This is a genomic window from Pseudomonas baetica (assembly GCF_051216495.1).
Taxonomy (GTDB): Bacteria; Pseudomonadota; Gammaproteobacteria; order Pseudomonadales; family Pseudomonadaceae; genus Aquipseudomonas; species Aquipseudomonas baetica_B.
Window position 1 is genome coordinate 1 of sequence record NZ_JBPKAM010000090.1, and the last position, 26172, is coordinate 26172.

The window sequence follows — 26172 nt, forward strand, 5'->3', positions numbered from 1 at the left end:
GTTGGGTTTTTTTTTTTTTTGCCTTTCTTTTTGGTGTGGTGTGTGGGGTGGGGGGGGGTCCTTCCCCCCCCCCCCAAAAAAAGCCCGCAACAAAGGGATTGCGGTTACACGCCGAACTGGGCGCGGTAGGCTTCAACGGCCGGCAAATGCTGCTTGAGCTGCGGATCGTCCGCCAGGAATTCCAGCACCTGGTTCAGCGAAACGATGCTGATCACCGGAATGCCGAAGTCGCGCTCCACTTCCTGGATCGCCGACAACTCGCCGTTGCCGCGCTCCTGGCGGTTCAGGGCGATCAACACGCCGGCCGCCTTGGCACCGTCCTGGGAAGCGATGATCTGCATCACTTCACGAATGGCAGTGCCGGCGGTGATCACGTCGTCGATGATCAGCACTTCGCCAGTCAGCGGCGCGCCCACCAGGCTGCCGCCTTCGCCGTGGGCCTTGGCTTCCTTGCGGTTGAAGCACCATGGCAGGTCACGGTTGTGATGCTCGGCCAGCGCCACGGCAGTGGTCGCCGCCAAAGGGATGCCCTTGTAGGCCGGACCGAACAGTACATCGAAAGGAATGCCACTTTCGGCAATGGCTGCGGCGTAGAAACGACCCAGCTGCGCCAGGGCCGAGCCCGAATTGAACAGGCCTGCGTTGAAGAAGTAAGGACTGGTGCGCCCGGACTTCAGGGTGAACTCACCGAAGCGCAAAACGCCGCGATCGATGGCAAAACGAATGAAATCGCGCTGATACGCTTGCATGAAAAAAACCCCAAATACCACGGATTTAGCTAATTAGCTTGACGCCGTGTATCATACACGCACGCGATTTTTGGGGCCATTTATGCGGATCATCAGTGTGAACGTCAATGGTATTCAGGCTGCAGTCGAGCGAGGTTTGCTCAGTTGGCTGCAGGCACAGAATGCCGACGTCATCTGCCTGCAGGACACCCGTGCCTCCGCCTTTGAACTGGACGATCCAGCCTTCCAACTGGATGGATACTTCCTTTATGCCTGCGATGCCGAAGTTCCCGCCCAAGGTGGTGTGGCTTTGTATTCGCGGTTGCAACCGAAGGCTGTCATCAGCGGTCTCGGTTTCGAGACGGCCGACCGCTACGGGCGCTACCTGCAAGCCGATTTCGACAAAGTCAGTATTGCAACCTTGTTGCTGCCGTCGGGCATGAACGGCGATGAGGACTTGAACCAGAAGTTCAAGCTCATGGACGACTTCGCCAAGTACCTGGACAAGCAACGGCGCAAACGCCGCGAGTACATTTATTGTGGCTCGCTGTATGTGGCGCAACAAAAGCTCGACATCAAGAACTGGCGCGACAGCCAGCAATCTCCGGGCTTCCTGGCACCTGAACGTGCCTGGATGGACGAGATTGTCGGCAACATGGGTTACGTGGACGCCCTGCGTGAAGTCAGCCGCGAAGGCGATCAGTACAGCTGGTGGCCGGACACCGAACAGGCCGAAATGCTCAACCTCGGCTGGCGGTTCGACTATCAGATCCTGACACCAGGCCTGCGTCGCTTTGTACGCAGCGCACGCCTGCCACGTCAGCCGCGGTTCTCGCAACACGCGCCGTTGATCGTGGACTACGACTGGACGCTGACTATCTAAGTGTCAGATGCAAAAAAGCCGACAGCGATGTCGGCTTTTTTGTGGGCGGCGATTTTACTTTCTGTGGGAGCGAGCCTGCTCGCGATGTAGGTAGGCCAGATAACGATACAGTGACTGCCAGACCGCAATCGCGAGCAGGCTCGCTCCCACAAAGGGATCTTCTCTGATCGTTATTTGATCAATCGCCAAGTAAACGGGTACCGGTAAGGGAACCCTTCGTTGGCTTTTACACCCGCAATGATGGTCAAAACCAGCGCGCCAATAGCGATCAAGCCAAACAGGAAGAACCCGATGATCACCACCATCAGCAAAAAGCTGATGGCGGAAGCGATAGCGACGGTGATCTGAAAATTCAGCGCCTCCTTGCCCTGGGCATCGATGAACGGATCCATCTCGCGCTTCATTTGCCACAGAATCAACGGGCCGATCAGCGTACCGAACGGAATCCAGATCCCCAGCAAGGCGGACAAGTGACAAAACATTGCCCACTGCCGGACCTCTTTGCTTGGGGCGGGAAGCAGTTGCTGCTCGTCACTCATGGCGTCCTCCTTGTCCGTGGTATTCCGATCAGTCAGCCAGTGCAGCCTTTTGCAAGTCGAAAATTTCGTTCATGCCCTTCTTCGCCAATTCCAGCATGGCATTCAGCTCTTCAGGCTGGAACGGCGCGCCTTCGGCAGTGCCCTGCACTTCAATGAAGCCACCCGTGCTGGTCATCACCACGTTCAGGTCGGTCTCGGCAGCCGAGTCTTCCAGGTAGTCCAGGTCGAGCACCGGTTCACCCTGGTACATACCGACCGAAACGGCACCGATCATTTGCTTGAGCGGGTCGCCGCCTTTCAGGCCGCCGCGTTTCTTGATCACTTTCAGGGCATCGACCAGGGCTACCATGGCACCGGTGATGGACGCGGTACGGGTACCGCCGTCGGCCTGGATCACGTCGCAGTCGACGTACAGGGTGACATCGCCCAGCTTGGACATGTCCAGCGCAGCGCGCAGGGAACGGCCGATCAGACGCTGGATTTCCAGGGTCCGGCCACCTTGCTTGCCGCGGCTCGCTTCGCGCTGGTTACGCTCGCCGGTCGCACGCGGCAGCATGCCGTACTCAGCGGTCAACCAACCCTGGCCTTGCCCCTTGAGGAAACGCGGCACGCCGTTTTCTACACTGACTGTGCAGATGACTTTGGTATCACCGAACTCGACCAGTACAGATCCCTCGGCGTGTTTGGTGTAGTTGCGGGTAATGCGGATCGAGCGGAGCTGATCGGCAGCGCGACCACTTGGACGTTTCATAAGGGATACCTGTACGGGGGCGGAAAACTGCGGAGCATTATAGAGCCGCCGACCACGACTGGGCACTTCTAAAAAATCCTCCGACGACCGAAGGCTCTGAACAGCCCGTCGCCGACGGCATGCAGCTCTTTGTCACACCGTGTGTTTGGGCGCATCCGCGCCACTGCGCTACAATCCTGCGCCTTTGCTGCCAGTCGGCTTAAATTCATTGATATCGGAATACCGGAACCTCAGTTCCGGGCCGATCTGCATTGCGAGGTACCTCCATGGTGCACAGCATGACCGCCTTCGCCCGCGTCGAGAAAGCCGGCGTCCAGGGCACCCTGAGCTGGGAACTGCGCTCGGTCAACAGCCGCTACCTGGAACCCCACCTGCGCTTGCCGGAATCTTTTCGCGACCTCGAAGGCGCCGTCCGCGAAGCGCTGCGCCAGGGCGTGTCCCGGGGCAAACTAGAATGCACCCTGCGCTTCACTGAAGAAAACACCGGCAAACCGCTGCAGGTAGACCAGGACCGCGCGGCGCAACTGGTCACCGCCGCCGAGACCATCGCCGGCCTGATCAAAAACCCGGCCGCGCTGAACCCGCTTGAAGTGCTGGCCTGGCCTGGCGTACTGGTTGGTGATGCGACCGACCCGCAAGCCTTGAACGCCGAAGCGCTGGCACTGTTCAACCAGGGCCTGAAAGAGCTCAAGGCCGGCCGCGAGCGCGAAGGCGCGGAGCTGGCACGGCTGATCAACGACCGCCTGACGTCAATTGAAGAAGACGTGGTGACCTTGCGCGAACTGGTTCCGCAGATGCTCGCCACCCAGCGCCAGAAAGTGCTCGACCGCTTTGCCGACATGAAGGCCGAGATGGATCCGCAGCGCCTGGAACAGGAAATGGTCATGCTCGCGCAAAAAAGCGACGTCGCCGAAGAACTGGATCGCCTGAGCACTCACATCATCGAAGTTCGCCGGGTTCTCAAATCCGGTGGCGCTGCCGGCCGGCGCTTGGACTTCCTGATGCAGGAGCTCAACCGCGAAGCCAACACACTGGGCTCCAAAGCCTTCGACCCGCGCAGTACCCAGGCGGCGGTCAACCTCAAGGTGTTGATCGAGCAAATGCGCGAACAAGTGCAGAATATTGAGTAAGGCATACCCGACATGACCCACAGTACCGGCACCCTGTACATCATTTCCGCCCCATCGGGCGCAGGCAAGAGCAGCCTGGTCAAGGCCCTGACCGACGCCGATCCGGAGATCCGCGTCTCGGTCTCCCACACCACCCGCGCCATGCGTCCCGGTGAAGTGAATGGCGTGAACTATCACTTCGTCGACCGCAGCGAGTTCGTGAAGATGATCGAGCACGGGGATTTCCTCGAGCGCGCCGAAGTCTTCGGCAACCTCTACGGCACCTCGCAAAGCCATCTGCAGCAAACCCTGGATGAAGGCCACGACCTGATCCTGGAAATCGACTGGCAAGGTGCCGAACAAGTGCGCAAGCTGATGCCTCAGGCCCGTTCGATCTTCATTCTGCCGCCGTCGCTGCAGGCGTTGCACCAGCGCCTGACCAATCGCGGCCAGGACAGTGACGAGATCATTGACGGCCGGATGCGTGAAGCTGTCAGCGAAATGAGCCACTACGTCGACTACGACTACCTGATCATCAACGACGATTTCGCCCACGCACTGCATGACCTGAAGGCAATTTTTCGTGCCAACCAGCTGATCCAGAAGCGCCAGCAGCAGCGTCACGGCAAATTACTGGCTGAATTGCTCGGTTGATCCGCTCTTCCCAAAAGCACTGCAAGGGCTTTACATTGGCACTTGCAGCGCGTTAAAGGGTTTGCTCAAAAAATCAGCGCTTCCCTAATCGCTGGTGATTTTTTAAACTGTCGAGTCCGCTCGCCCATCCGGGCAGCGCGCATATTGCATTTGCTACGAGGAAGACCATGGCCCGCGTAACCGTTGAAGACTGCCTAGAACACGTGGATAACCGCTTTGAGCTGGTCATGCTCTCTACCAAGCGTGCCCGTCAACTGGCAACCGGCGGCAAAGAGCCGAAGGTCGCTTGGGAAAACGACAAACCTACCGTCGTTGCCTTGCGTGAAATCGCCGAAGGGATCGTTACCCCAGAATTCATCGCCGCCGAAGAAATCGTCACTGAAGACCCGGTCTTCGCTGCATTTGTCGAGGACGAGTCCAACGAGGCCGTTTAAGCCTATGCCTGGTCGACGTAGCACGGCGCGGGATCACAGCTTACGGCAGGAGACATCATGCCGAGCATAGACGCCCTCGCCGATCGCATATCGACCTACCTCGGCAAAGACCAGGTCAACCTGGTCCGCCGAGCGTATTTTTACGCCGAACAAGCTCACGACGGCCAACGCCGCCGTAGCGGTGAGGCGTACGTCACGCACCCACTCGCGGTGGCGAATATTCTTGCCGACATGCACATGGACCATCAGAGCCTGATGGCAGCGATGCTGCATGACGTGATCGAAGACACCGGCATTGCCAAGGAAGCGCTGCAAGCGCAGTTCGGCGAAACCGTGGCCGAACTGGTCGACGGGGTCAGCAAACTGACCCAGATGAACTTCGAGACCAAGGCCGAGGCACAAGCCGAAAACTTCCAGAAAATGGCCATGGCCATGGCACGCGACATTCGCGTGATCCTGGTCAAACTGGCCGACCGCCTGCACAACATGCGCACGCTGGAAGTGCTGTCCGGCGAAAAACGCCGGCGCATCGCCAAGGAAACCCTGGAAATCTACGCACCCATCGCCAACCGGCTGGGCATGCATGCCATCCGCATAGAATTCGAAGACCTCGGCTTCAAGGCCATGCACCCGATGCGTTCCGCGCGGATCTACCAGGCCGTCAAGCGCGCCCGGGGCAACCGCAAGGAAATCGTCAACAAGATCGAAGAGTCCCTCAGCCACTGCCTGGCCATCGATGGCATCCAGGGCGAGGTCAGCGGTCGCCAGAAACACCTCTACGGCATCTACAAGAAAATGCGCGGCAAGCGTCGGGCCTTCAACGAGATCATGGACGTCTATGCGTTCCGGATCATCGTCGACAAGGTCGATACCTGCTACCGCGTGCTGGGTGCCGTTCATAACTTGTACAAACCGTTGCCGGGGCGCTTCAAGGATTACATCGCGATCCCCAAGGCCAACGGCTATCAGTCGCTGCACACCACGCTGTTCGGCATGCACGGTGTCCCGATCGAGATCCAGATCCGCACCCGCGAAATGGAAGAGATGGCCAACAACGGCATCGCCGCCCATTGGCTGTACAAATCCAGCGGCGACGAGCAGCCAAAAGGCACTCACGCCCGCGCCCGCCAGTGGGTCAAAGGCGTGCTGGAGATGCAACAACGCGCTGGCAACTCGCTGGAATTCATCGAAAGCGTGAAGATCGACCTGTTCCCGGACGAGGTCTATGTGTTCACGCCCAAAGGCCGAATCATGGAGCTGCCCAAAGGCTCCACGGCAGTCGACTTCGCTTACGCCGTGCACACCGACGTGGGTAACAGCTGCATTGCCTGCCGGATCAATCGTCGTCTCGCACCGCTGTCCGAACCGCTGCAAAGCGGCTCCACGGTCGAGATCGTCAGCGCTCCGGGCGCACGGCCGAATCCGGCCTGGCTCAACTTCGTGGTCACCGGCAAGGCCCGCACGCACATTCGTCATGCACTGAAACTGCAACGCCGCTCCGAGTCCATCAGCCTGGGTGAACGCCTGCTGAACAAAGTCCTCAACGGCTTCGACAGCGCGCTGGAGAAAATTCCGACCGAACGCGTCAAGGCCATGCTCATCGAGTACCGCCTCGAACTGATCGAAGACCTGCTCGAAGACATTGGCCTGGGCAACCGCATGGCTTATGTAGTGGCCCGTCGACTGCTCGGCGAAGGCGAACAGTTGCCGAGCCCGGAAGGTCCGTTGGCGATTCGCGGCACCGAAGGCCTGGTGCTCAGCTACGCCAAGTGCTGCACACCAATCCCGGGCGATCCGATTGTCGGCCACTTATCCGCCGGCAAAGGCATGGTTGTGCACCTGGACAACTGCCGCAACATCAGCGAAATCCGCCACAACCCGGAAAAATGCATCCAGCTCTCGTGGGCCAAGGATGTCACCGGCGAATTCAATGTCGAACTGCGCGTCGAACTGGAGCACCAACGCGGTCTGATCGCCCTGCTGGCCAGCAGCGTCAACGCAGCCGACGGCAACATCGAAAAGATCAGCATGGACGAACGCGATGGCCGCATCAGCGTGGTCCAACTGGTGGTCAGCGTGCACGACCGCGTGCACCTGGCCCGCGTGATCAAGAAACTGCGCGCCCTGACCGGGGTGATCCGCATCACCCGCATGCGCGCGTAGCCCCCCACTCATTACAAGGAGTCATTCATGACCAAGACCGTTATCACCAGCGACAAGGCCCCGGCCGCCATCGGTACTTACTCCCAGGCGATCAAGGCTGGCAACACCGTTTACATGTCGGGTCAAATTCCTCTGGACCCAAAAACCATGGAACTGGTTGAAGGCTTCGAAGCCCAGACCGTTCAGGTCTTCGAGAACCTCAAAGCCGTGGCTGAAGCTGCTGGCGGTTCTTTCAAGGACATCGTCAAGCTGAACATCTTCCTCACCGACCTGAGCCACTTCGCCAAGGTCAACGAGATCATGGGCAAGTACTTCGAGCAGCCTTACCCTGCCCGCGCGGCCATCGGCGTTGCCGCCCTGCCAAAGGGTTCGCAAGTGGAAATGGATGCCATCCTGGTCATCGAGTAATGTGTCCGGCGCAGCCTCAGGCTGCGCCGACCGCTCTGCTGTAAAGAAAGCTTGAAAGGATTCCACCATGCGCAAAGCGCTTGCTCTCTCGCTGCTCGCCCTGCTTCTGGGCGGTTGTGCCAGCGACCCTGCCGATCGTGATATCAGCGGCACCTGGATCAATCAGGTGGCGATCGACGCTGCATCCAAAGGCGTTCCTCTGCGTGAAGCGCTCCAGGCCTATGGTCCTAACCTGGAATGGGACGTCAACACCAAGGCCGGTCAGGCCCGTTACACCAATGGTTTTGAGAATGTCGACGGCAAGCTGTCGGGGGAACAGTCCGGCGCCTGGAAAGTCGACTTTTATGGCAGTTCCGGCAGCGAACTGAAACGCGACGGCAAACAATTGAGCCAAGTCGCGAGCGAAAACGAACCCGCCCAGGTCTTCGACCGTGCATTGATCCCGGTGCCGGATGGCGCACCGATCGGTGCCAGCTTCGAACGCGCACTGTATTCGGCCTACATGGGTGGCAGCTGGAAAGTCATCAATGGCCCCGGCGAAGGCAACACCGTACAGTTCCAGGCCGACGGCCAGGTGACCGGCCTGCAGGGGGCCGATCGCTATGCGTTGTGCCTGGCGGGTGACTGCGCTTCGATGAGCGGTGGCAACGACAACATGTGGCTGCAACTCAATGGCCAGGGCAATCCATGGATCTTTGCGCGCAAGGGCAAGGAACTGGAAATCTTCCAGGCGGTGAACACGGCGCAGGCTGATGAGATGCCTCAGTTCACGCCAGGGAATCGCAAGTGGTTGCTCGAGAAGCAGTAACCCGGATCTAACTGCAAAGTAGATCCATTGTGGGAGCGAGCCTGCTCGCGAAAGCGGTGTAACAGTCGACAACGATGTTGAATGTTACGGCCTCTTCGCGAGCAGGCTCGCTCCCACATTTGTTTAGGGTAACCGGGAGTCAGCAGCGTCCTTCGAGGATCGCGGCATAACCTTCACGGAAGCTCGGATACCGTGGTGCCCAGCCCAAGGCCTTGGCCCGCGCATTGCTGCAACGCTTGCTTCCGGTGCGACGCACACTGGCGTCGTCCGCCCACTCGGTCACGCCCAGATACTCGCGCAGCCATCCCACCACATCCGCCAACGCCGCCGGCGCGTCATCGACGCCGATGTAGACATCATCCAGCGCCACACCACGCCGATCCGCCTCAAGTAGGCACGCCATCAACCCGGCGGCATCGTCGGCATGAATGCGATTGGCGAACAACGGTGGATCGACCGCCACGCGATACCCCCGGCGCACCTGAGTCAGCAACCACTCGCGCCCCGGACCATAGATCCCGGTCAACCGCACAATACTGGCCGGGATGCCGCTATTGAGGGCAATCTGCTCGGCTTCGAGCATCACACGCCCGGAATAACCCGCCGCCACGGTTGGTGAAGCTTCATCGACCCACTCGCCCCCCTGCTGGCCATAAACACTGCTGCTGGAAACGAACAGCAGGCGGTTGGGTACCTGCCCATAATCGTCCAGCCACTCCAGAACATGCTGCAAGCCCTGGACGTAAGCCGCCCGGTAACCGGCCTCATCGTGATCGGTGGCGGCGGCGCAATACACCAGGTAGTCCACGGCTCCGACAGGCCAGGTCACCGGGCAGTCTTTATCGAACAAATCACCAGCAACGCCAATCACACCATCCGGCAGGCGTGAGACATCACGTCGCAGGCCGTGAACCTCCCAACCTGCAGCCAGCAATTGCGTGGCCAGGCGGCTGCCGACATCACCGCAGCCGGCGATCAAAACAGAAGGCGCGGACATCTGATAACTCCCCTTGGAAACCGACAGACTAGCGCCGGCAATGGACGAGCGGCTAGCAATACAAGAAAAAAAGAGACTCTATTGCTTCTGTTAACAAGAATTACTTGCAATAATACGCGCCACTTTTGTTCTCGGCCTCACGAGGCCTGGAAGAGCATCACCGTTTTTTTATCTCAGGTCCGGCCAGCATGACACGCAATCAATTCCCCGCTTCGCCAACCAAACGACCTCGCGCCTGGAGCGCCGTGGCCGCCCTGCTGTTCAGCTTGATGCTGGCACCGACCGCAGCATTCGCTGACGCACAAGCTCCTGCCACCACACCCGCCGCCGCTGACCACGCTGTCCCGGCTGCCGCACCTGCCGCGACCGACCCGGCCCAGGCAGCACCAGCCCAGGAAGCACTCGGCGAAGAAGTGCCTGAAGTCCTCGAAGCCAACAACACGCTGGGCATGGCGCACGACTTGTCGCCTTGGGGCATGTACAAGAATGCCGACATCATCGTAAAAATCGTGATGATCGGCCTGGCGATTGCCTCGATCATCACCTGGACCATCTGGATTGCCAAAGGCTTTGAGTTGATGGGCGCCAAGCGCCGTCTGCGCGGTGAAATCGCCCAGCTGAAAAAATCCGCCTCCCTCAAGGAAGCCAGTGCCACTGCGGCGAAGGAAGGCACTCTGGCAAACCTGCTGGTACATGACGCCCTCGAAGAGATGCGCCTGTCGGTCAACAGCCGCGAGAAAGAAGGCATCAAGGAACGTGTCAGCTTCCGCCTTGAGCGCCTGGTCGCTGCCTGCGGTCGCAACATGAGCAGCGGCACCGGCGTGCTCGCCACCATCGGTTCCACCGCGCCGTTCGTCGGCCTGTTCGGTACCGTATGGGGCATCATGAACAGCTTCATCGGCATCGCCAAAACCCAGACCACCAACCTCGCCGTCGTTGCCCCCGGCATCGCCGAAGCCCTGCTGGCAACAGCACTGGGCCTGGTCGCGGCGATTCCTGCGGTGGTGATCTACAACGTGTTCGCCCGCTCCATCGCCGGCTACAAGGCCCAGGTGTCCGACGCTTCGGCGCAAGTCCTGCTGCTGGTCAGCCGCGACCTCGATCACCAGCCTGAGCGCAGCTCGCAACCGCACATGGTGAAAGTGGGGTAATCGGCCATGGGCCTGCATTTGAAAGAAGGGGCAGACGACGATCTGTCCGAAAACCACGAAATCAACGTCACGCCGTTCATCGACGTGATGCTGGTGCTGTTGATCATCTTCATGGTGGCGGCCCCGCTGGCCACCGTTGATATCAAGGTCGACCTGCCCGCGTCCACCGCCAAACCGGCACCGCGGCCGGAGAAACCGGTGTTCCTCAGCGTCAAGGCTGACCAACGCCTGTTCCTGGGCGAAGAGGAAGTGAAGGCCGAAGCACTCGGTGCCACGCTCGACGCCAGGACTCAAGGCAAGAAAGACACGACGATCTTTTTCCAGGCCGATAAAGGTGTGGATTACGGCGACCTGATGAGCGTGATGGACAACCTCCGCTCGGCCGGTTACCTGAAGGTCGGCCTGGTCGGACTCGAGACGGCAGTCAAGAAATGATCACGACGCGCCATAAACTGACGCGTTACAGCGGTAGCCTGGCCGTGGTGCTGGGCGTTCACGCGCTGGCCATCGCGCTGGCCGTGAACTGGACAGCCCGCCCGCCCATTGAATTGCCGCCCCAGGCAATGATGGTCGAGCTGGCACCGGTTCCAGCCCCGCCACCGCCTGCACCGCCGAAGGTCGTCACACCGCCGCAGCCGCCCGCTCCGGTTGAAGAACTGCCGATACCGAAGCTCGCAGAAGCGCCGAAGGCCGAGATTGCGGTACCGAAACCGGTCAAACCCAAGCCGAAGCCTCAACCGCCCAAGCCTGTAGAGAAAAAGCCCGAGCCGCCAAAGGAAAAGCCCTCCGAGGCCAAACCGAGCGAAGCGCCGCCGACGCCTGCGCCAACTGAGAAATCTGCTGCGCCTGCGCCCGGCCCCTCGGCTGCTCAAGTGGCCGCCAAGGCCAGCTGGGAAGGCACCCTGCTCGCACATCTGCAGAAGTACAAAAAATACCCCGACAGTGCACGGTCACGGGGCAAGGAAGGCACGAACCGCCTGCGTTTCGTGGTGGATGCTGAAGGCAACGTCTTGTCATTTGAACTGGTAGGCCCCTCGGGTACTGCTGATCTGGACCGGGCCACCCTGGACATGATCCGTCGCGCCCAGCCACTGCCAAAACCACCAGCTCACATGCTTACTAACGGCTCCATCGAAATTGTTGCACCGTTCGTATACATGATCGATAAACGCCGACGTTAAAAGCACCGCCAACCCATTGTGGGAGCGAGCCTGCTCGCGAAGAGGACGTCACATTCAACATCGTTGTTGATTGTTACATCGCTTTCGCAAGCAGACTCGCTCCCACATAGGTTCCCGCAACTGCCAGAAAGGCACCAAAAGGTGCCTTTTTCATATCTGCCAACGGCAAACCAGCATCGGCCGGTGTCACGCGACACACACAGTCTGATAACGTGCGTCTATCGATTGCAGCCGGTATGCTTGGCCTGCAACCTCATGGACGCTTGCTATGACTCTGACAGAATTACGCTACATCGTTACCCTCGCCCAAGAGCAACACTTCGGCCACGCCGCCGAGCGTTGCCACGTCAGCCAGCCAACCCTGTCGGTGGGCGTGAAAAAGCTTGAAGACGAACTCGGTGTGCTGATTTTCGAGCGCAGCAAAAGCGCCGTGCGCCTTACGCCGGTGGGTGAAGGCATTGTGGCCCAGGCGCAGAAAGTCCTGGAGCAGGCCCAAGGTATCCGTGAACTGGCCCAGGCCGGCAAGAACCAGCTGACCGCACCACTGAAAGTCGGCGCCATCTACACCGTCGGCCCCTACCTGTTTCCACACCTGATTCCGCAACTGCACCGGGTCGCCCCGCAGATGCCGTTGTACATCGAGGAAAACTTCACCCACGTACTGCGCGACAAACTGCGCAACGGCGAACTCGACGCGATCATCATCGCCCTGCCGTTCAACGAAGCCGACGTGCTGACCCTGCAGCTCTACGACGAACCGTTCTACGTCCTGATGCCGGCCCAGCACCCGTGGACGCAAAAAGAATCCATCGACGCCAACCTGCTCAACGACAAGAGCCTGCTGCTGCTCGGCGAAGGCCACTGCTTCCGCGATCAAGTGCTGGAAGCCTGCCCGACCCTGACCAAAGGCAACGATGGCGCCAAGCACACGACCGTGGAGTCCAGCTCGCTGGAGACCATCCGCCACATGGTCGCGTCTGGCCTCGGGGTTTCGATCCTGCCGCTGTCGGCGGTCGACAGCCATCACTATGCCCCCGGCGTGATCGAAGTCCGGCCGTTGTCGGCACCGACGCCTTACCGCACCGTGGCCATCGCCTGGCGCGCGAGCTTCCCGCGGCCCAAAGCCATTGAAATCCTCGCCGATTCCATTCGCCTGTGCTCGGTGGCCAAGCCGTCCGCGCAGGTGGTGGCAGGCTAAGCAAGCGTCATGACCGAGTTGTCGCAAGTGTCGGTAACGGCACTCAAGGGTGTCGGCGAAGCCATGGCCGAGAAACTGGCCAAGGTTGGCCTGGAAAATCTCCAGGACGTGCTTTTTCACCTGCCGCTGCGTTATCAGGATCGTACCCGCGTGGTGCCGATCGGTGCATTGCGCCCAGGGCAAGATGCCGTGATCGAAGGGACCGTCAGCGGTGCCGACGTGGTCATGGGCCGTCGTCGCAGTCTGGTGGTACGCCTGCAGGATGGCACCGGTGGACTCAGCCTGCGCTTTTACCATTTCAGCAATGCCCAGAAAGAAGGCCTCAAGCGCGGCACGCGCGTTCGCTGCTACGGCGAAGCGCGACCCGGTGCATCGGGTCTGGAAATCTACCACCCGGAATACCGCGCCATTACCGGCGACGAGCCGCCGCCCGTGGATGAAACCCTGACCCCGGTTTATCCGCTCACCGAAGGCCTGACCCAACAACGCTTGCGTCAGCTGTGCATGCAAACGCTCACGCTGCTGGGCCCGACGAGCCTGCCTGACTGGCTTCCAAACGAACTGGCCCGCGACTACCAACTGGCGCCGCTGGCCGAGGCGATTCGCTATTTGCACAACCCACCCGCCGATGCCGACGTCGATGAACTGGCCCTCGGGCACCACTGGGCGCAGCACCGCCTGGCATTCGAAGAACTCCTGACCCATCAACTGTCCCAGCAACGCCTGCGCGAAAGCATGCGCTCATTGCGCGCCCCGGCCATGCCCAAGGCCACGCATCTGCCCGCCCGGTACCTGGCCAATCTCGGGTTCAACCCGACGGGTGCACAGCAACGGGTCGGCAATGAAATCGCCTACGACCTGAGCCAGCGCGAGCCCATGCTGCGACTGATTCAAGGCGACGTCGGCGCGGGCAAAACCGTGGTCGCCGCGCTGGCTGCGCTACAGGCATTGGAAGCGGGTTATCAAGTGGCGCTGATGGCGCCCACCGAGATTCTCGCCGAACAGCACTTCATTACCTTCAAGCGCTGGCTCGAACCGCTGGGTATTGAAGTCGCCTGGCTGGCCGGCAAGCTCAAGGGCAAAAACCGCGTGGCTGCGCTGGAGCAGATCGCCAACGGCACACCGATGGTGGTCGGCACCCACGCGCTGTTCCAGGACGAAGTGCAATTCAAGAACCTGGCGCTGGTCATCATCGACGAACAGCATCGCTTCGGTGTGCAACAGCGACTGGCATTACGGCAGAAAGGCGTCGGCGGGCGCATGTGCCCGCACCAGCTGATCATGACCGCCACGCCGATCCCGCGCACCTTGGCCATGAGCGCCTACGCCGACCTCGACACCTCGATCCTCGACGAATTGCCACCCGGCCGGACGCCGGTCAACACCGTGCTGATCACCGATACCCGACGCGTCGAAGTCATCGAACGGGTACGCAGCGCCTGCGCCGAAGGGCGTCAGGCCTACTGGGTGTGCACACTGATCGAAGAGTCGGAAGAGCTGACCTGCCAGGCTGCCGAAACCACTTACGAAGACCTGACCGCCGCCCTTGGCGAACTGAAGGTGGGACTGATTCATGGCCGCATGAAGCCAGCCGAGAAAGCCGCGGTAATGGCTGAGTTCAAGGCCGGTAACTTGCAGTTGTTGGTCGCGACCACGGTGATCGAGGTCGGCGTGGACGTCCCGAATGCCAGCCTGATGATCATCGAAAACCCCGAACGCTTGGGCCTGGCGCAACTCCACCAGTTGCGCGGCCGTGTCGGTCGGGGCAGTGCGGTCAGCCATTGCGTGTTGCTCTACCACCCGCCGCTGTCGCAGATCGGTCGTCAACGGCTGGGTATCATGCGCGAAACAAACGACGGCTTTGTCATCGCTGAAAAGGACCTCGAACTGCGTGGCCCCGGCGAAATGCTCGGTACGCGCCAGACCGGCCTGCTTCAATTCAAGGTCGCCGACCTGATGCGCGACGCCGATCTGCTTCCCGCCGTACGCGACGCCGCCCAGGCTTTGCTGGAGCGCTGGCCGGATCACGTCAGCCCATTACTGGACCGTTGGCTGCGTCACGGGCAGCAATACGGCCAAGTGTGAGCACCGTCGCAGTTTCAGGAGGATGGGTTTGAGCAAGCTGGTTATACTCCCGCAATTGTTTTAGTACGGATACAGACCATGACCGAAGTTGCCCTCGCACCCGCCTCCCCGCACGCTCCGTCGGTTATTCGGCTGCTGCTGGGCAAACTGGGCATTGCCTACGAAGAAGTCCTCGACCATCACGGTTTGAACCCGGCGCGCAAAGTCCAGGCCGTGCTGCTTGATGACGCCGTCGGCGCGCTGATGGTGCTGTTCCCTCAGAGCCAGTTGCTCGACCTCAACCGTCTCACCGAACTCACGGGTCGCCGCCTCACCGCAGTGCCAACCGAACGCCTGGAAAAGATGCTCGGCAAACACAACCTGAGCCTGCTGCCGGGCCTGCCGGCACTGACCAGTTCGCCCTGCCTGTACGAAGAAAGCTTGCTGCGCGAGCCATCGGTGCTGGTCAACTCGGGCGAGCCGGGCGTGCTGCTGGAGATCACCAGCGACGCCTTCAAATCCATGCTGAACAAGGCCAGCGCTGCCAACTTCGGCGAAGCCCTGAGCAGCATCCGTCCGAACCTCGACCGCCCTGACGATGACCGCGAGGAAATCACCCAAGCGGTTCAAGCGTTCACCGCGCGGCGCATACAGCAACGCCTGGAAGCGACCATCGAGATTCCGCCACTGGCCGAAACCGCACAGAAGATCATCAAACTGCGCGTCGACCCCAACGCCACCATCGACGACATCACCGGCGTAGTCGAAACCGACCCGGCACTGGCCGCGCAAGTGGTCAGTTGGGCCGCGTCGCCGTACTACGCCTCGCCGGGCAAGATTCGTTCGGTGGAAGATGCCATCGTGCGGGTGCTGGGTTTCGACCTGGTGATCAACCTGGCGCTAGGCCTGGCCCTGGGCAAAACCCTGAGCCTGCCCAAGGACCACCCGCAACACAGCACGCCTTACTGGCAGCAATCGATCTACACCGCTGCCGTCATCGAAGGCCTGACCCGCGCCATGCCGCGCACCCAACGCCCGGAAGCCGGCCTGACCTACCTGGCTGGCTTGCTGCACAACTTTGGCTACCTGCTGCTGGCCCACGTGTTCCCACCACACTTCTCGCTGATCTGCCGTCATCTGGAGGTCAACCCGCACCTGTGCCACAGCTACATCGAGCAGCACCTGCTGGGCATCAGCCGCGAACAGATCGGCGCATGGCTGATGCGCTACTGGGACATGCCCGATGAACTGGCCACCGCTTTGCGCTTCCAGCACGACCCGGGCTACGACGGCGACTACGCCGAATACCCGAATCTGGTGTGCCTGGCCGTGCGCCTGCTACGCAGCCGCGGCATCGGTTCCGGCCCGGACGAAGACATCCCCGACGCCCTGCTCGACCGCCTCGGCCTGAGCCGCGCCAAAGCCGAAGACGTCGTCAGCAAAGTCCTCGAAGCCGAAGTGCTGCTGCGCGAACTGGCTTCGCAATTCAGCCAAGGCTAAAGCATTCGCGAGCAGGCTCGCTCCCACAGAAGCCAGGACTTACCTGTGGGAGCGAGCCTGCTCGCGAAGAAACCACTACGATTTACCGGAAAGATCTCAAGCCTTAGGCTTGGCCTTCTTCGGCTTCAAATACTTGGTCAGCCCCTGGAACCAGATCACCAGCGCCGGGTTACCCTTGATCTGGATCGACTTGTCCTGAATCCCCGTCATAAACGCCAGCTGCTTGTTCTTCGCCTGCATAGTGGCAAAGCCATAGGCGGCATCTTTAAACGCAATGGCAAACGCAGGCTCGGCATACACGCCCGACTGGCTGGTGATGCGTTGATCCTTCACCCGAAAATGCCGCGCCACTTTCCCGTCCAGGGTTTGCAGCTGAAACACCAACTCCTTGTCACCCAACTGCTGCTGGAACGCAGGATTGGTCCGACTGGCCTTGCCCATCAACACACCCATCATCCACAGCAGAAAACGAAATTTCATGCGCAAGCCTCAAAAGAAAAATGAACGGCTGGCGCAGTGTAGCGAGTTGAGACGATAACGCCACTACTGAGTTACGTTAGAAGAAGATCAACCCTGTTTCTTGCATGATGACCACCAAGTCACACTTAAACACTTAACTCACCGTTCAAAAGAAACCCATGAAAAATGGGCATCCGATCAATCGGCATGCCCATTTTTCGACCACGGTTCTCCCTGTTTAATCAGGGAATTCGCCGTATTTACGGATTAACGCTGTCTTTCAACGATTTACCCGGCTTGAACGCAACGGTGTTGCTGGCCTTGATTTTGACGGGCTCACCGGTTTGCGGGTTTTTACCGGTGCGGGCGCCGCGATGGCGTTGCAGGAAGGTGCCGAAGCCTACCAGCGTGACGCTGTCTTTGCGGTGCAGGGCGCCGGTGATTTCTTCGAGAACGGCGTTGAGGACGCGGTTGGCCTGTTCTTTGGTGAGGTCTGCTTTTTCAGCAATGGCTGCAGCGAGTTCTGGTTTACGCATGTTAGTGAAGCCCCTTTGACGGTTTTTTGTTGTTATGTCCGTGCTGCTCTCTGCGGAGCAGCGCCCAAAGCGCCGCAGATGCTCTACTCTGCGGCAGACGGGAGTGAGGATGGCACGCAAGGGAGAGCCGCGCCAGTGTCGGCGCGGCCTTTATATAGGCAATTTGGGGGTGATTCCGACAGAACGACCGGTATTTACGCCAGCAGCGCCGGAAGCTCTTTGTTCAGGGCCAGTTTTTCCATCACGGCCGTGCCTGTCAGGGCATAGCCGAGCAGTTTTCCGCTGGCATCGCGACATAACACCTTGATGTCGGAGCCCTGCCCTTCCACTGTCCAGACGCCCTCCGAACCCCGTGGCGGCGGGGACACCACCAACGGACACACCGGAGTTTTCACGGTGATGGGCATCGGGCCATAAATGACTGCCGTCTGGTTGCCGGCGAGGGTCTGGGCCAGCGATCGTGCACAGCTCATCAGGGGCATCACGTACAGCAGGTTCAGTCCATCGACCTCGGCACAATCGCCCAGCGCGTAGATGTTGGCGTGGGAGGTTCGCAGGTGACGGTCGACCATCACGCCACGATTGACCTGCAGACCGGCTGCGGCGGCCAGGTCGATGCGTGGACGCAAGCCAATGGCCGAGACCACCACGTCGCACGGAATGACCTGACCATCGGACAGATGCGCTTCCAGGCCGTCAGCCACGCGTTGCAGGCGATTGAGCACCGGTCCGAGGTGGAAACGGGCACCCAGGCTTTCCAGCCCGGCCTGGACCGCAGCGGCCGCCGCCGGGTGCAGCAGGGTCGGCATGACTTGCTCGCAGGGTGCAACCAGTTGCACTTCATAGCCGCCCTGCGTCAGGTCGTTGGCGAATTCGCAGCCAATCAGGCCGGCACCGAGCAGCAGCACGCGACGCTTGCCGGCCGCGGCCGCGCGAAAGCGCGCGTAGTCCTCCAAATCATTGATGGGGAATACGCAATCTGTTGCGTCACCTTCGATGGGCACCCGAACGGTTTCTGCCCCCCAGGCCAGGATCAGGTCGCGGTAATACACCGCCTCTTCACCGATCCACAGACGCTTGTGGCCCGGATCGATGCCACTGATGCGGGTGTGGGTGCGCACTTCGGCCTTCAGCTGTTCGGCCATCGCACCCGGTTCGGCCATGCTCAGGCCGTCGGCGTCTTTGTTTTTGCCGAAACCGGTGGAGAGCATCGGCTTGGAGTAGGAGCGCCCGTCATCGGCGGTAATCAGCAGCAGCGGGGTTTCGCCGTCGAGCTTGCGAAATTCCCGGGCCAGGTTGTAACCAGCCAAGCCGGTGCCGACGATCACGACAGGTGCGTTCATTCCTTACTCCTCGGTTATTAAGCGGCGATTTCGATCATTTCAAAATCCATCTTGCCCACACCGCAGTCCGGGCACAGCCAGTCTGCCGGTACGTCTTCCCAGCGGGTGCCCGGCGCAATACCGTCATCCGGCCAGCCGTCGGCTTCGTTGTAGATCAGGCCACAAACCACACATTGCCACTTTTTCATTCGGGTACTTCCTCAGGGTTCAGGCTTTTGCCAGCGCGAACGGTCGATGGTTACAGCACTGCCGTCCGGCTCAGAGCGTTTTGTACTGATGGGACCGGGCAGTTGCAAGCCTGTTCGACGCAGCCGGCGGCCGGATCACTCAAATTGATGAGCTGACATGTTAAGCTCGCCGCCTCCTTTGCTGCCAATAATGACTCATTGTGCAACACACAAACTCCCCCCGTTCGGCCCCGCTCTGGCTCCCTCAAAGCCTGCTGTCGCCCCTCCCCGACCCGCTGACCCTCGACTGGTTATTCGACGAAGGATCGCTGACCCGACGCCTGACCCGTTTGTCGAATGACGGCTTCAGTGTCACGCCCTTGTTCGAAGGCTGGCAGACCTTGCGCGCTGATGAATGCGCCGCGCTGGACCTGGCCGAAGGCAGTGAGGGCTGGGTCCGCGAGGTGTATTTACGGGGAAACGGCCAGGCGTGGGTGTTTGCTCGCAGCGTTGCGGCGCGCAGTGCATTGCAGGGTGACGGCTTGCACATGGACGAGTTGGGAAGCCGCTCCTTGGGCGAATTGCTGTTTTGCGACCACGCGTTCCAGCGCCGCGCCATCGAGGTTTGCCACTATCCTGAACCGTGGCTGCCGACAGAGGTGCAAGCCCCTGAACTGTGGGGCCGCCGTTCGCGCTTCGACCGCGGTACGTTGAGCGTCCTGGTGGCCGAAATCTTCCTGCCGACCCTGTGGAGCGCCGCCCGCGCCCAACCGGAGAACTGCTGATGTACCAGAGCCTGCTCAAGTCCTTGAACCGCTTGAACCCACGGGCCTGGGATTTCATTCAGCTGACGCGCATGGACAAGCCGATCGGCATTTATCTGCTGCTATGGCCTACGCTGTGGGCACTGTGGATTGCCGGCAAGGGCTCGCCGTCGCTGGCCAACATCGTGATCTTCGTACTCGGCGTGGTACTGACCCGTGCCGGCGGCTGTGTGATCAACGATTGGGCGGACCGAAAGGTCGACGGCCATGTGAAACGCACCGAACAGCGCCCACTGCCGAGCGGCAAGATCAGCTCCAGGGAAGCGCTGGTGTTTTTTGCATTGCTGATGGGCGTGAGTTTCCTGTTGGTGCTGTGCACCAACGCGGCAACGGTCTGGTTATCGTTCGGCGGCCTGGCCCTGGCCTGCACTTATCCGTTCATGAAGCGCTACACCTATTACCCGCAAGTAGTGCTGGGCGCAGCGTTTTCCTGGGGGATGCCGATGGCGTTCACCGCCGAAACCGGCGACCTGCCGGCAACGGCATGGTTGCTGTGGATCGCGAACCTGATGTGGACAGTGGGCTACGACACTTACTACGCGATGACCGACCGTGACGACGACCTGAAGATCGGCGTGAAGTCCACGGCGATTCTGTTTGGCGAGGCCGACCGGGTGATCATCCTGACCCTGCAGGGTTTGGCACTTGGCTGCCTGCTGCTGGCCGGTTCGAAATTCGAGCTCGGTGGCTGGTTCCACCTTGGCCTGGCGGTGGCGGCGGGCTGTTTTGTCTGGGAGTTCTGGTACACCCGTGACAAGGACCGGATGCGCTGCTTCAAGGCGTTCTTGCACAACCACTGGGCCGGTTTGGCGATTTTTGTCGGGATCGTGCTGGATTACGCATTGCGTTGACCCACAGTACCTGCGGGGCTCGGCGGCAAAAGCGTCGGGGCAGCCACCATCAAGGTGGCTGACCCTGCGCAGGTGAATCGCTTACATGTGCTCGCGAACAACGTGCCAGACGTCTTTCATCTTATCGCCGGTCATTTCGCCGGGAGCCTTGTCCTTCACGAAGTAATACAACGGCTTGCCGTCATAAGCCCATTGCATCGATCCGTCGTCACGCTTGATGACAGTCCATTTACCTTCGGCCTTGGCACCCGACTCCGCCTTCAGCGGTGGCCAGTTCTCAGCACATTGCCCCGTACATACCGACTTGCCACCAGTGTCCTTGTCGAACGTGTACAACGTCATGCCTTTATGATCGACCATCATGCCGTCTTTCATCATGGCCGGTTCGGCAGCCATCGCCAGTCCAGGCAATGCCAAGGCAGCCGCCAACAGCAATGCTTTGAAGGAATGCGAGTGTTGTGTCATGGAAACCTTCCTTTTGTGGTTGTCAGGATTCGGACTTAGAGCTTAGTCCAGGTTCCTGACAATCGCCGGGTGACTAAAATACTGTCACACGACTGCAATAATTCCGTTATCTAATGCGGCGCAAGACAGTTAAATGACAAGAGGATTAAGGCATGGTTGGCAGGAGCATTCTGATCGTCGACGACGAAGCGCCCATCCGCGAAATGATCGCCGTTGCGTTGGAAATGGCCGGCTATGACTGCCTGGAGGCCGAGAACTCCCAGCAGGCCCACGCCATTATCGTTGACCGCAAACCCGACCTGATCCTGCTCGACTGGATGTTGCCCGGCACGTCCGGCATCGAGCTGGCTCGCCGCCTCAAGCGCGATGAGCTGACCGGGGATATCCCGATCATCATGCTCACCGCCAAGGGCGAAGAGGACAACAAGATCCAGGGTCTGGAAGTCGGCGCCGACGATTACATCACCAAACCCTTTTCCCCCCGCGAACTGGTCGCGCGCCTGAAAGCCGTGCTGCGCCGCGCAGGCCCATCCGATGGCGAAGCGCCGATTGAAGTCGGCGGCCTGCTGCTCGACCCGATCGGCCACCGTGTGACCATCGATGGTAAACCCGCGGAGATGGGACCGACCGAATACCGTCTGCTGCAATTCTTCATGACTCACCAGGAGCGCGCCTACACCCGTGGCCAGTTGCTGGATCAGGTCTGGGGCGGCAACGTGTATGTCGAGGAGCGCACCGTCGACGTGCACATCCGCCGCCTGCGCAAAGCCCTCGGCGATGCCTACGAAAATCTGGTACAAACCGTGCGCGGCACCGGATACCGCTTTTCGACCAAGGCCTGACGACAGTTACGAGCTGCAAGCTTCAAGCGGCAAGTTAAAGCCAGGCCGCATCGAACTTATAGCTTGAGACTGAAGCTAGAAGCTGCTTTTCTTTCAAGGACGCGCGCTCAAGTGAACCAAAACTGGCATGGCACCCTGATTCGCCACATGCTGCTACTGGTCACCGCCTGCCTGGTGATCGGCCTGATCACTGGCTACTACGGCTGGAGCCTCGCCGCAGGCCTGGGCATTTACCTGGCCTGGACCCTCAAACAACTGCTGCGCCTGCACGAATGGCTGCGCCTGCACAAACCCGATGAAGCACCGCCCGATGGCTATGGCCTGTGGGGCGAGGTGTTTGACAGCATCTATCACCTTCAGCGTCGTGACCAACGGGTGCGTGGACGCCTGCAAGCGGTGATCGACCGGGTTCAGGAATCCACTGCTGCGTTGAAAGATGCGGTGGTCATGCTCGACAGCGACGGCAACCTGGAATGGTGGAACCGCGCCGCTGAAACCCTGTTGGGCCTCAAGACCCCACAGGACAGCGGCCAACCGGTGACCAACCTGGTGCGCCATCCGCGCTTCAAGGAATACTTCGAACAGGACAGCTACGCCGAACCACTGGAAATCCCCTCGCCAACCAACGACCGGATGCGCATTCAGCTGTACATCACCCGCTACGGCAACAACGAGCACCTGATGCTGGTGCGCGATGTCACCCGTATCCATCAGCTCGAGCAAATGCGCAAAGATTTCATCGCCAACGTTTCCCATGAGCTGCGCACGCCGCTGACGGTGATTTGCGGTTACCTGGAAACCCTGCTCGACAACGTCGAAGAAGTGAACCCGCGCTGGACCCGCGCCTTGCAGCAAATGCAGCAACAGGGCGGGCGCATGCAGACCCTGCTCAATGACTTGTTGTTGCTGGCCAAACTGGAAGCCACCGATTACCCGTCGGACAACCAGCCTGTGGCCATCGACGGCCTGCTGCAATCGATCAAGAGTGATGCACAACAACTATCAGGGCAGAAAAACCAGCTCATTACCCTGGAAGCGGACCCGACGATTCTGCTCAAGGGCAGCGAAGCGGAACTGCGCAGCGCGTTTTCCAACCTGGTGTTCAACGCGGTGAAATACACCCAGGCTGAAGGCCATATCCGTATTCGCTGGTGGGGCGACGAACAAGGCGCGCACCTGAGCGTGCAGGACTCCGGCATCGGTATCGACGCCAAGCACCTGCCGCGCCTGACAGAACGCTTCTATCGCGTCGACTCCAGCCGCAACTCCAACACTGGAGGCACCGGACTGGGCCTGGCGATTGTCAAACACGTGCTGTTGCGCCATCGGGCGCGCATGGAAATCAGCAGCGTGCCGGGTCACGGCAGTACCTTTACCTGCCATTTCGCCCCAGCCCAGGTCAGCAAATCCCGCGTGATAAGCACCGCCGACTGATACGGGGCACTAGGCAATCGCCCAGTCAGCCGCTACATTGGCTGACTTGCGCCTGCCATTCAGGCGTGCTTTTTCTATCCATTCGAATACACGGAACCCGCAAAACTCCATCATGGACCCTTCCCCTGGCTTGTCCCTCGCAACAATATTCGCCGACTTCGGCATGATTCTTTTTGCTCTGATCCTGGTTTTGCTCAACGGATTTTTCGTTGCGGCGGAATTTGCCATGGTCAAATTGCGTTCGACCCGGGTCGAAGCCATCGCTGAACAGCACGGCTGGCGCGGGCACATCCTGCGCACCGTGCACAGTCAGCTCGATGCGTACCTGTCGGCGTGCCAATTGGGTATTACCCTCGCCTCCCTGGGCCTTGGCTGGGTCGGCGAGCCAGCGTTCGCGCACCTTCTGGCCCCGGTGCTGAGCGCCGTCGGCGTGGATTCGGCCGAAGTGGTCAAGGCGGTGTCGTTCTTCACCGCGTTCTTCATCATTTCGTACCTGCACATCGTGGTCGGCGAACTGGCGCCGAAATCCTGGGCCATCCGCAAACCCGAATTGCTGTCGCTGTGGACGGCGGTGCCGCTGTACCTGTTCTACTGGGCCATGTACCCGGCCATTTACTTGCTCAACGCCAGCGCCAACCAGATTCTGCGTATCGCGGGCCAGGGTGAGCCCGGCCCGCATCACGAGCATCATTACAGCCGCGAAGAACTGAAGCTGATCCTGCACTCCAGCCGAGGTCAGGACCCGAGCGACCAAGGCATGCGCGTGCTCGCCTCGGCAGTGGAAATGGGTGAGCTTGAAGTGGTCGACTGGGCCAACTCCCGCGAAGACCTGGTGACCCTGGAAATCAACGCGCCGCTCAAGGAAATCCTGGCGATGTTTCGTCGCCACAAGTTCAGCCGTTACCCGGTGTACGACAGCGAGCACCAGGAATTCGTCGGCCTGCTGCACATCAAGGACCTGCTCCTGGAACTGGCAGCCCTGGACCACATTCCCGAGTCGTTCAACCTGGCCGAACTGACCCGCCCGCTGGAACGCGTGTCCCGGCACATGCCGCTGTCGCAATTGCTGGAGCAGTTCCGCAAGGGTGGCTCGCACTTCGCCGTGGTCGAAGAGGCCGACGGCAACATCATCGGCTACCTGACCATGGAAGACGTGCTGGAAGTGTTGGTAGGCGACATTCAGGACGAACACCGCAAGGCTGAACGCGGAATCCTCGCCTACCAGCCGGGCAAACTGCTGGTGCGCGGCGATACGCCGCTGTTCAAGGTCGAACGGCTGCTGGGTATCGACCTGGACCACGTTGAAGCCGAAACGCTCGCAGGACTGGTCTACGAGAGCCTCAAGCGAGTGCCGGAAGAGGAAGAAGTGCTGGAAGTCGAAGGCTTGCGGATCATCATCAAGAAGATGAAAGGGCCGAAGATTGTGCTGGCCAAGGTGTTGATGCTGGATTAATAGACTCTGCGCGGCTTTTGTGGCGAGGGGATTTATCCCCGTTGGGCTGCGAAGCGGCCCCCGCCCTTTCAGAAGCATAGGGACGGCTTCGCCGTCCAACGGGGATAAATCCCCTCGCCACAATCAATCCATTATCTTCATTGCTTGCCCAACGCAAAGTTGGGCAACGCCCCCACCGGCTGATTGAAGCGGTACGGAATCGACACCAGCCCCATCCCGGTATTGCGCTGCACCACGAAGTGCAGGTGCGGTCCGCTGCTGTTGCCGGTGTTGCCCGACAGCGCCAGCGCACTGCCCACCGCCACCCGCTGCCCCTCACGAACGCTGACCGATCCTTTCTTCAGGTGCAGGTACACGCCCATGGTGCCGTCGTCGTGCAGTATCCGCACGAAGTTGCCCGACGGATCGGTGCCGCGACCGGTCTGGCCGTTTTCGGTTTTCACCACGACCCCGCCTCGAGCGGCGATGATCGGCGTGCCTTCGGGCATCGCGATGTCCACGGCGTAGCGGTTCTTCGGCCCATAGTGGCTGTATTGGCCATTGGCCCCCTGACTCATGCGAAAAGGTCCGCCCCGCCAGGGCAGCGGATATTGATAGGCCATGGCGGCCCCTGAAGGGTCACCCAGGGAGTATTCGAACTTCGGCGTGTACGCCAGCGGCTTTCCCGGACGCTCGGCCTTGAGCAGCGCCAGGCGAATGCTGCTGCGTGCCGGCATCACCCGGCGGATTGGCCGGCCCGGCGCACCGCTGACGTTGTTCAAACCGGCGAAACTCAATTCGACTTCCACCGGCGCATACAGGTCATTGCGCACATACACGCTGTCCATGCCGTTGAGCTTCTTGATATCGAGGTACACCTGACGTTCCAGGTGCTCGACCATCCGATCGCGAAAAACGAAGACCTTCGAGCCCTTGGTGGGGCGATCACTGTAGGAGACCACGCCATCGGCGTCTTTGGACGTGTAAATAGTCATGGCCACAGCCGAGGTGGAGGCCATGAAAAGACCACAGAAAAACAGCAGGCGCGGGGGCATGGGCAAGAGATCTGTCGAGTAAAGGCCTGGGAAGGAGCCTAGCAGTCGGAATTGACCTGCGTGATCGACAGATGTTTCAAAAAGGGTGAATCAAGGGGATGTGCGGTGAGTCTGATGGCCCCTTCGCGGGAGGGAGGGGATCCCCCATCTATATTCCCCTCCCCCTTGGGGGGGGGCTTTTTTGTGACAAGGTAAC

Annotated in this window: 28 protein-coding genes; 18 read left to right on the forward strand and 10 right to left on the reverse strand. The window is 60.3% G+C overall.

Features of this window, described 5'->3' with window-relative positions; genetic code table 11:
• Nucleotides 1–104: 104 nt before the first annotated feature.
• Nucleotides 105–749 carry an orotate phosphoribosyltransferase gene (gene pyrE, locus ACSFE6_RS24640; RefSeq protein WP_007954442.1) on the reverse strand — a complete coding sequence of 215 codons (645 nt, stop codon included), beginning with the start codon at nucleotides 747–749 and terminating at the stop codon, nucleotides 105–107.
• An 82-nt stretch (nucleotides 750–831) separates the two neighbouring features.
• Between pyrE and ACSFE6_RS24645 the strand changes: the two genes are divergently transcribed.
• The gene (locus ACSFE6_RS24645) at nucleotides 832–1611 is read left to right on the forward strand and encodes an exodeoxyribonuclease III (RefSeq protein WP_110965529.1); all 780 of its coding nucleotides are present in this window, start codon (nucleotides 832–834) and stop codon (nucleotides 1609–1611) included.
• A gap of 170 nt (nucleotides 1612–1781) precedes the next feature.
• On the opposite strand, the gene ACSFE6_RS24650 is transcribed toward ACSFE6_RS24645, so the two are convergent.
• Together ACSFE6_RS24650 and rph are read right to left on the reverse strand one after the other, a co-directional pair.
• Entirely contained in the window at nucleotides 1782–2150 is a 369-nt protein-coding gene (locus ACSFE6_RS24650) for a DUF4870 domain-containing protein (protein ID WP_435430024.1), read from the reverse strand.
• A 28-nt stretch (nucleotides 2151–2178) separates the two neighbouring features.
• Entirely contained in the window at nucleotides 2179–2901 is a 723-nt protein-coding gene (gene rph / locus ACSFE6_RS24655; protein ID WP_047535109.1) for a ribonuclease PH, read from the reverse strand.
• Between the two features lie 266 nt (nucleotides 2902–3167).
• Between rph and ACSFE6_RS24660 the strand changes: the two genes are divergently transcribed.
• The 6 genes from ACSFE6_RS24660 to ACSFE6_RS24685 all read left to right on the forward strand — a co-directional run bounded on the left by ACSFE6_RS24660 (nucleotide 3168) and on the right by ACSFE6_RS24685 (nucleotide 8477).
• Nucleotides 3168–4031 carry a YicC/YloC family endoribonuclease gene (locus tag ACSFE6_RS24660; RefSeq protein WP_435430025.1) on the forward strand — a complete coding sequence of 288 codons (864 nt, stop codon included), beginning with the start codon at nucleotides 3168–3170 and terminating at the stop codon, nucleotides 4029–4031.
• Between the two features lie 12 nt (nucleotides 4032–4043).
• Complete coding sequence (gmk, locus tag ACSFE6_RS24665) at nucleotides 4044–4664, forward strand: guanylate kinase (RefSeq protein WP_007975181.1); 621 nt, start codon at nucleotides 4044–4046, stop codon at nucleotides 4662–4664.
• A gap of 167 nt (nucleotides 4665–4831) precedes the next feature.
• On the forward strand, nucleotides 4832–5098 hold the full coding sequence (gene rpoZ, locus ACSFE6_RS24670; protein WP_435430026.1) for a DNA-directed RNA polymerase subunit omega: 267 nt from the start codon (nucleotides 4832–4834) through the stop codon (nucleotides 5096–5098).
• A 57-nt stretch (nucleotides 5099–5155) separates the two neighbouring features.
• Complete coding sequence (spoT, locus tag ACSFE6_RS24675) at nucleotides 5156–7261, forward strand: bifunctional GTP diphosphokinase/guanosine-3',5'-bis pyrophosphate 3'-pyrophosphohydrolase (RefSeq protein WP_435430027.1); 2106 nt, start codon at nucleotides 5156–5158, stop codon at nucleotides 7259–7261.
• Nucleotides 7262–7288: 27 nt separating this feature from the next.
• Complete coding sequence (locus ACSFE6_RS24680; RefSeq protein WP_110965535.1) at nucleotides 7289–7669, forward strand: RidA family protein; 381 nt, start codon at nucleotides 7289–7291, stop codon at nucleotides 7667–7669.
• Between the two features lie 67 nt (nucleotides 7670–7736).
• Entirely contained in the window at nucleotides 7737–8477 is a 741-nt protein-coding gene (locus ACSFE6_RS24685; RefSeq protein WP_435430028.1) for a hypothetical protein, read from the forward strand.
• A 139-nt stretch (nucleotides 8478–8616) separates the two neighbouring features.
• On the opposite strand, the gene ACSFE6_RS24690 is transcribed toward ACSFE6_RS24685, so the two are convergent.
• Nucleotides 8617–9474: an SDR family oxidoreductase gene (locus ACSFE6_RS24690; protein WP_435430029.1), complete on the reverse strand. Its 858-nt coding sequence runs from the start codon at nucleotides 9472–9474 to the stop codon at nucleotides 8617–8619.
• Nucleotides 9475–9662: 188 nt separating this feature from the next.
• On the opposite strand from ACSFE6_RS24690, the gene exbB reads away from it, so the two are divergent.
• From exbB to ACSFE6_RS24720, 6 genes are all read left to right on the forward strand, one after another.
• On the forward strand, nucleotides 9663–10625 hold the full coding sequence (exbB, locus tag ACSFE6_RS24695; RefSeq protein WP_435430030.1) for a tonB-system energizer ExbB: 963 nt from the start codon (nucleotides 9663–9665) through the stop codon (nucleotides 10623–10625).
• Between the two features lie 6 nt (nucleotides 10626–10631).
• On the forward strand, nucleotides 10632–11060 hold the full coding sequence (gene exbD, locus ACSFE6_RS24700) for a TonB system transport protein ExbD (RefSeq protein WP_095194432.1): 429 nt from the start codon (nucleotides 10632–10634) through the stop codon (nucleotides 11058–11060).
• The gene (locus ACSFE6_RS24705) at nucleotides 11057–11806 is read left to right on the forward strand and encodes an energy transducer TonB family protein (RefSeq protein WP_435430031.1); all 750 of its coding nucleotides are present in this window, start codon (nucleotides 11057–11059) and stop codon (nucleotides 11804–11806) included. Before exbD ends, ACSFE6_RS24705 begins: the two co-directional genes overlap by 4 nt.
• Nucleotides 11807–12074: 268 nt before the next feature.
• The gene (locus ACSFE6_RS24710; protein ID WP_175375796.1) at nucleotides 12075–13004 is read left to right on the forward strand and encodes a hydrogen peroxide-inducible genes activator; all 930 of its coding nucleotides are present in this window, start codon (nucleotides 12075–12077) and stop codon (nucleotides 13002–13004) included.
• A gap of 9 nt (nucleotides 13005–13013) precedes the next feature.
• Nucleotides 13014–15089 (forward strand): ATP-dependent DNA helicase RecG, encoded by a 2076-nt coding sequence (recG, locus tag ACSFE6_RS24715; RefSeq protein WP_435430032.1) that lies wholly within the window; start codon nucleotides 13014–13016, stop codon nucleotides 15087–15089.
• 78 nt (nucleotides 15090–15167) lie between these two features.
• Complete coding sequence (locus tag ACSFE6_RS24720) at nucleotides 15168–16568, forward strand: aminoacyl-tRNA deacylase and HDOD domain-containing protein (protein ID WP_435430033.1); 1401 nt, start codon at nucleotides 15168–15170, stop codon at nucleotides 16566–16568.
• Between the two features lie 96 nt (nucleotides 16569–16664).
• On the opposite strand, the gene ACSFE6_RS24725 is transcribed toward ACSFE6_RS24720, so the two are convergent.
• From ACSFE6_RS24725 to ACSFE6_RS24740, 4 genes are all read right to left on the reverse strand, one after another.
• Nucleotides 16665–17048 carry a helicase gene (locus ACSFE6_RS24725; RefSeq protein WP_435430034.1) on the reverse strand — a complete coding sequence of 128 codons (384 nt, stop codon included), beginning with the start codon at nucleotides 17046–17048 and terminating at the stop codon, nucleotides 16665–16667.
• 239 nt (nucleotides 17049–17287) lie between these two features.
• Nucleotides 17288–17563: an HU family DNA-binding protein gene (locus ACSFE6_RS24730; protein ID WP_003213368.1), complete on the reverse strand. Its 276-nt coding sequence runs from the start codon at nucleotides 17561–17563 to the stop codon at nucleotides 17288–17290.
• Between the two features lie 194 nt (nucleotides 17564–17757).
• Nucleotides 17758–18906 (reverse strand): NAD(P)/FAD-dependent oxidoreductase, encoded by a 1149-nt coding sequence (locus ACSFE6_RS24735; protein ID WP_435430035.1) that lies wholly within the window; start codon nucleotides 18904–18906, stop codon nucleotides 17758–17760.
• 17 nt (nucleotides 18907–18923) lie between these two features.
• Complete coding sequence (locus ACSFE6_RS24740) at nucleotides 18924–19094, reverse strand: rubredoxin (RefSeq protein WP_128604589.1); 171 nt, start codon at nucleotides 19092–19094, stop codon at nucleotides 18924–18926.
• A 200-nt stretch (nucleotides 19095–19294) separates the two neighbouring features.
• On the opposite strand from ACSFE6_RS24740, the gene ACSFE6_RS24745 reads away from it, so the two are divergent.
• Nucleotides 19295–19858: a chorismate--pyruvate lyase family protein gene (locus tag ACSFE6_RS24745; protein WP_435430036.1), complete on the forward strand. Its 564-nt coding sequence runs from the start codon at nucleotides 19295–19297 to the stop codon at nucleotides 19856–19858.
• Nucleotides 19858–20748 (forward strand): 4-hydroxybenzoate octaprenyltransferase, encoded by an 891-nt coding sequence (gene ubiA, locus ACSFE6_RS24750; protein WP_435430037.1) that lies wholly within the window; start codon nucleotides 19858–19860, stop codon nucleotides 20746–20748. Before ACSFE6_RS24745 ends, ubiA begins: the two co-directional genes overlap by 1 nt.
• 81 nt (nucleotides 20749–20829) lie before the next feature.
• On the opposite strand, the gene ACSFE6_RS24755 is transcribed toward ubiA, so the two are convergent.
• A complete protein-coding gene (locus ACSFE6_RS24755) occupies nucleotides 20830–21213 on the reverse strand; it encodes a COG4315 family predicted lipoprotein (RefSeq protein WP_435430038.1) in 384 nt (127 codons plus the stop codon).
• Between the two features lie 152 nt (nucleotides 21214–21365).
• Between ACSFE6_RS24755 and phoB the strand changes: the two genes are divergently transcribed.
• The 3 genes from phoB to ACSFE6_RS24770 all read left to right on the forward strand — a co-directional run bounded on the left by phoB (nucleotide 21366) and on the right by ACSFE6_RS24770 (nucleotide 24942).
• Complete coding sequence (gene phoB, locus ACSFE6_RS24760) at nucleotides 21366–22055, forward strand: phosphate regulon transcriptional regulator PhoB (protein WP_008064504.1); 690 nt, start codon at nucleotides 21366–21368, stop codon at nucleotides 22053–22055.
• A 147-nt stretch (nucleotides 22056–22202) separates the two neighbouring features.
• Nucleotides 22203–23489, forward strand: a complete 1287-nt coding sequence (gene phoR, locus ACSFE6_RS24765) for a phosphate regulon sensor histidine kinase PhoR (RefSeq protein WP_435430041.1) — start codon at nucleotides 22203–22205, stop codon at nucleotides 23487–23489.
• A 112-nt stretch (nucleotides 23490–23601) separates the two neighbouring features.
• The gene (locus ACSFE6_RS24770) at nucleotides 23602–24942 is read left to right on the forward strand and encodes a hemolysin family protein (protein ID WP_435430039.1); all 1341 of its coding nucleotides are present in this window, start codon (nucleotides 23602–23604) and stop codon (nucleotides 24940–24942) included.
• Between the two features lie 137 nt (nucleotides 24943–25079).
• Here the strand turns inward: ACSFE6_RS24770 and ACSFE6_RS24775 are convergent, their stop codons facing one another.
• A complete protein-coding gene (locus tag ACSFE6_RS24775; RefSeq protein WP_435430040.1) occupies nucleotides 25080–25976 on the reverse strand; it encodes a peptidoglycan DD-metalloendopeptidase family protein in 897 nt (298 codons plus the stop codon).
• Between the last annotated feature and the right edge of the window lie 196 nt (nucleotides 25977–26172).

Coding starts and splice junctions, on each gene's coding strand:
- pyrE (WP_007954442.1), bottom strand. CDS start 749: ATGCAAGCGTATCAGCGCGATTTCATTCGTTTTGCCATCGATCGCGGC.
- ACSFE6_RS24645 (WP_110965529.1), top strand. CDS start 832: ATGCGGATCATCAGTGTGAACGTCAATGGTATTCAGGCTGCAGTCGAG.
- ACSFE6_RS24650 (WP_435430024.1), bottom strand. CDS start 2,150: ATGAGTGACGAGCAGCAACTGCTTCCCGCCCCAAGCAAAGAGGTCCGG.
- rph (WP_047535109.1), bottom strand. CDS start 2,901: ATGAAACGTCCAAGTGGTCGCGCTGCCGATCAGCTCCGCTCGATCCGC.
- ACSFE6_RS24660 (WP_435430025.1), top strand. CDS start 3,168: ATGGTGCACAGCATGACCGCCTTCGCCCGCGTCGAGAAAGCCGGCGTC.
- gmk (WP_007975181.1), top strand. CDS start 4,044: ATGACCCACAGTACCGGCACCCTGTACATCATTTCCGCCCCATCGGGC.
- rpoZ (WP_435430026.1), top strand. CDS start 4,832: ATGGCCCGCGTAACCGTTGAAGACTGCCTAGAACACGTGGATAACCGC.
- spoT (WP_435430027.1), top strand. CDS start 5,156: ATGCCGAGCATAGACGCCCTCGCCGATCGCATATCGACCTACCTCGGC.
- ACSFE6_RS24680 (WP_110965535.1), top strand. CDS start 7,289: ATGACCAAGACCGTTATCACCAGCGACAAGGCCCCGGCCGCCATCGGT.
- ACSFE6_RS24685 (WP_435430028.1), top strand. CDS start 7,737: ATGCGCAAAGCGCTTGCTCTCTCGCTGCTCGCCCTGCTTCTGGGCGGT.
- ACSFE6_RS24690 (WP_435430029.1), bottom strand. CDS start 9,474: ATGTCCGCGCCTTCTGTTTTGATCGCCGGCTGCGGTGATGTCGGCAGC.
- exbB (WP_435430030.1), top strand. CDS start 9,663: ATGACACGCAATCAATTCCCCGCTTCGCCAACCAAACGACCTCGCGCC.
- exbD (WP_095194432.1), top strand. CDS start 10,632: ATGGGCCTGCATTTGAAAGAAGGGGCAGACGACGATCTGTCCGAAAAC.
- ACSFE6_RS24705 (WP_435430031.1), top strand. CDS start 11,057: ATGATCACGACGCGCCATAAACTGACGCGTTACAGCGGTAGCCTGGCC.
- ACSFE6_RS24710 (WP_175375796.1), top strand. CDS start 12,075: ATGACTCTGACAGAATTACGCTACATCGTTACCCTCGCCCAAGAGCAA.
- recG (WP_435430032.1), top strand. CDS start 13,014: ATGACCGAGTTGTCGCAAGTGTCGGTAACGGCACTCAAGGGTGTCGGC.
- ACSFE6_RS24720 (WP_435430033.1), top strand. CDS start 15,168: ATGACCGAAGTTGCCCTCGCACCCGCCTCCCCGCACGCTCCGTCGGTT.
- ACSFE6_RS24725 (WP_435430034.1), bottom strand. CDS start 17,048: ATGAAATTTCGTTTTCTGCTGTGGATGATGGGTGTGTTGATGGGCAAG.
- ACSFE6_RS24730 (WP_003213368.1), bottom strand. CDS start 17,563: ATGCGTAAACCAGAACTCGCTGCAGCCATTGCTGAAAAAGCAGACCTC.
- ACSFE6_RS24735 (WP_435430035.1), bottom strand. CDS start 18,906: ATGAACGCACCTGTCGTGATCGTCGGCACCGGCTTGGCTGGTTACAAC.
- ACSFE6_RS24740 (WP_128604589.1), bottom strand. CDS start 19,094: ATGAAAAAGTGGCAATGTGTGGTTTGTGGCCTGATCTACAACGAAGCC.
- ubiA (WP_435430037.1), top strand. CDS start 19,858: ATGTACCAGAGCCTGCTCAAGTCCTTGAACCGCTTGAACCCACGGGCC.
- ACSFE6_RS24755 (WP_435430038.1), bottom strand. CDS start 21,213: ATGACACAACACTCGCATTCCTTCAAAGCATTGCTGTTGGCGGCTGCC.
- phoB (WP_008064504.1), top strand. CDS start 21,366: ATGGTTGGCAGGAGCATTCTGATCGTCGACGACGAAGCGCCCATCCGC.
- phoR (WP_435430041.1), top strand. CDS start 22,203: ATGCTGCTACTGGTCACCGCCTGCCTGGTGATCGGCCTGATCACTGGC.
- ACSFE6_RS24770 (WP_435430039.1), top strand. CDS start 23,602: ATGGACCCTTCCCCTGGCTTGTCCCTCGCAACAATATTCGCCGACTTC.
- ACSFE6_RS24775 (WP_435430040.1), bottom strand. CDS start 25,976: ATGCCCCCGCGCCTGCTGTTTTTCTGTGGTCTTTTCATGGCCTCCACC.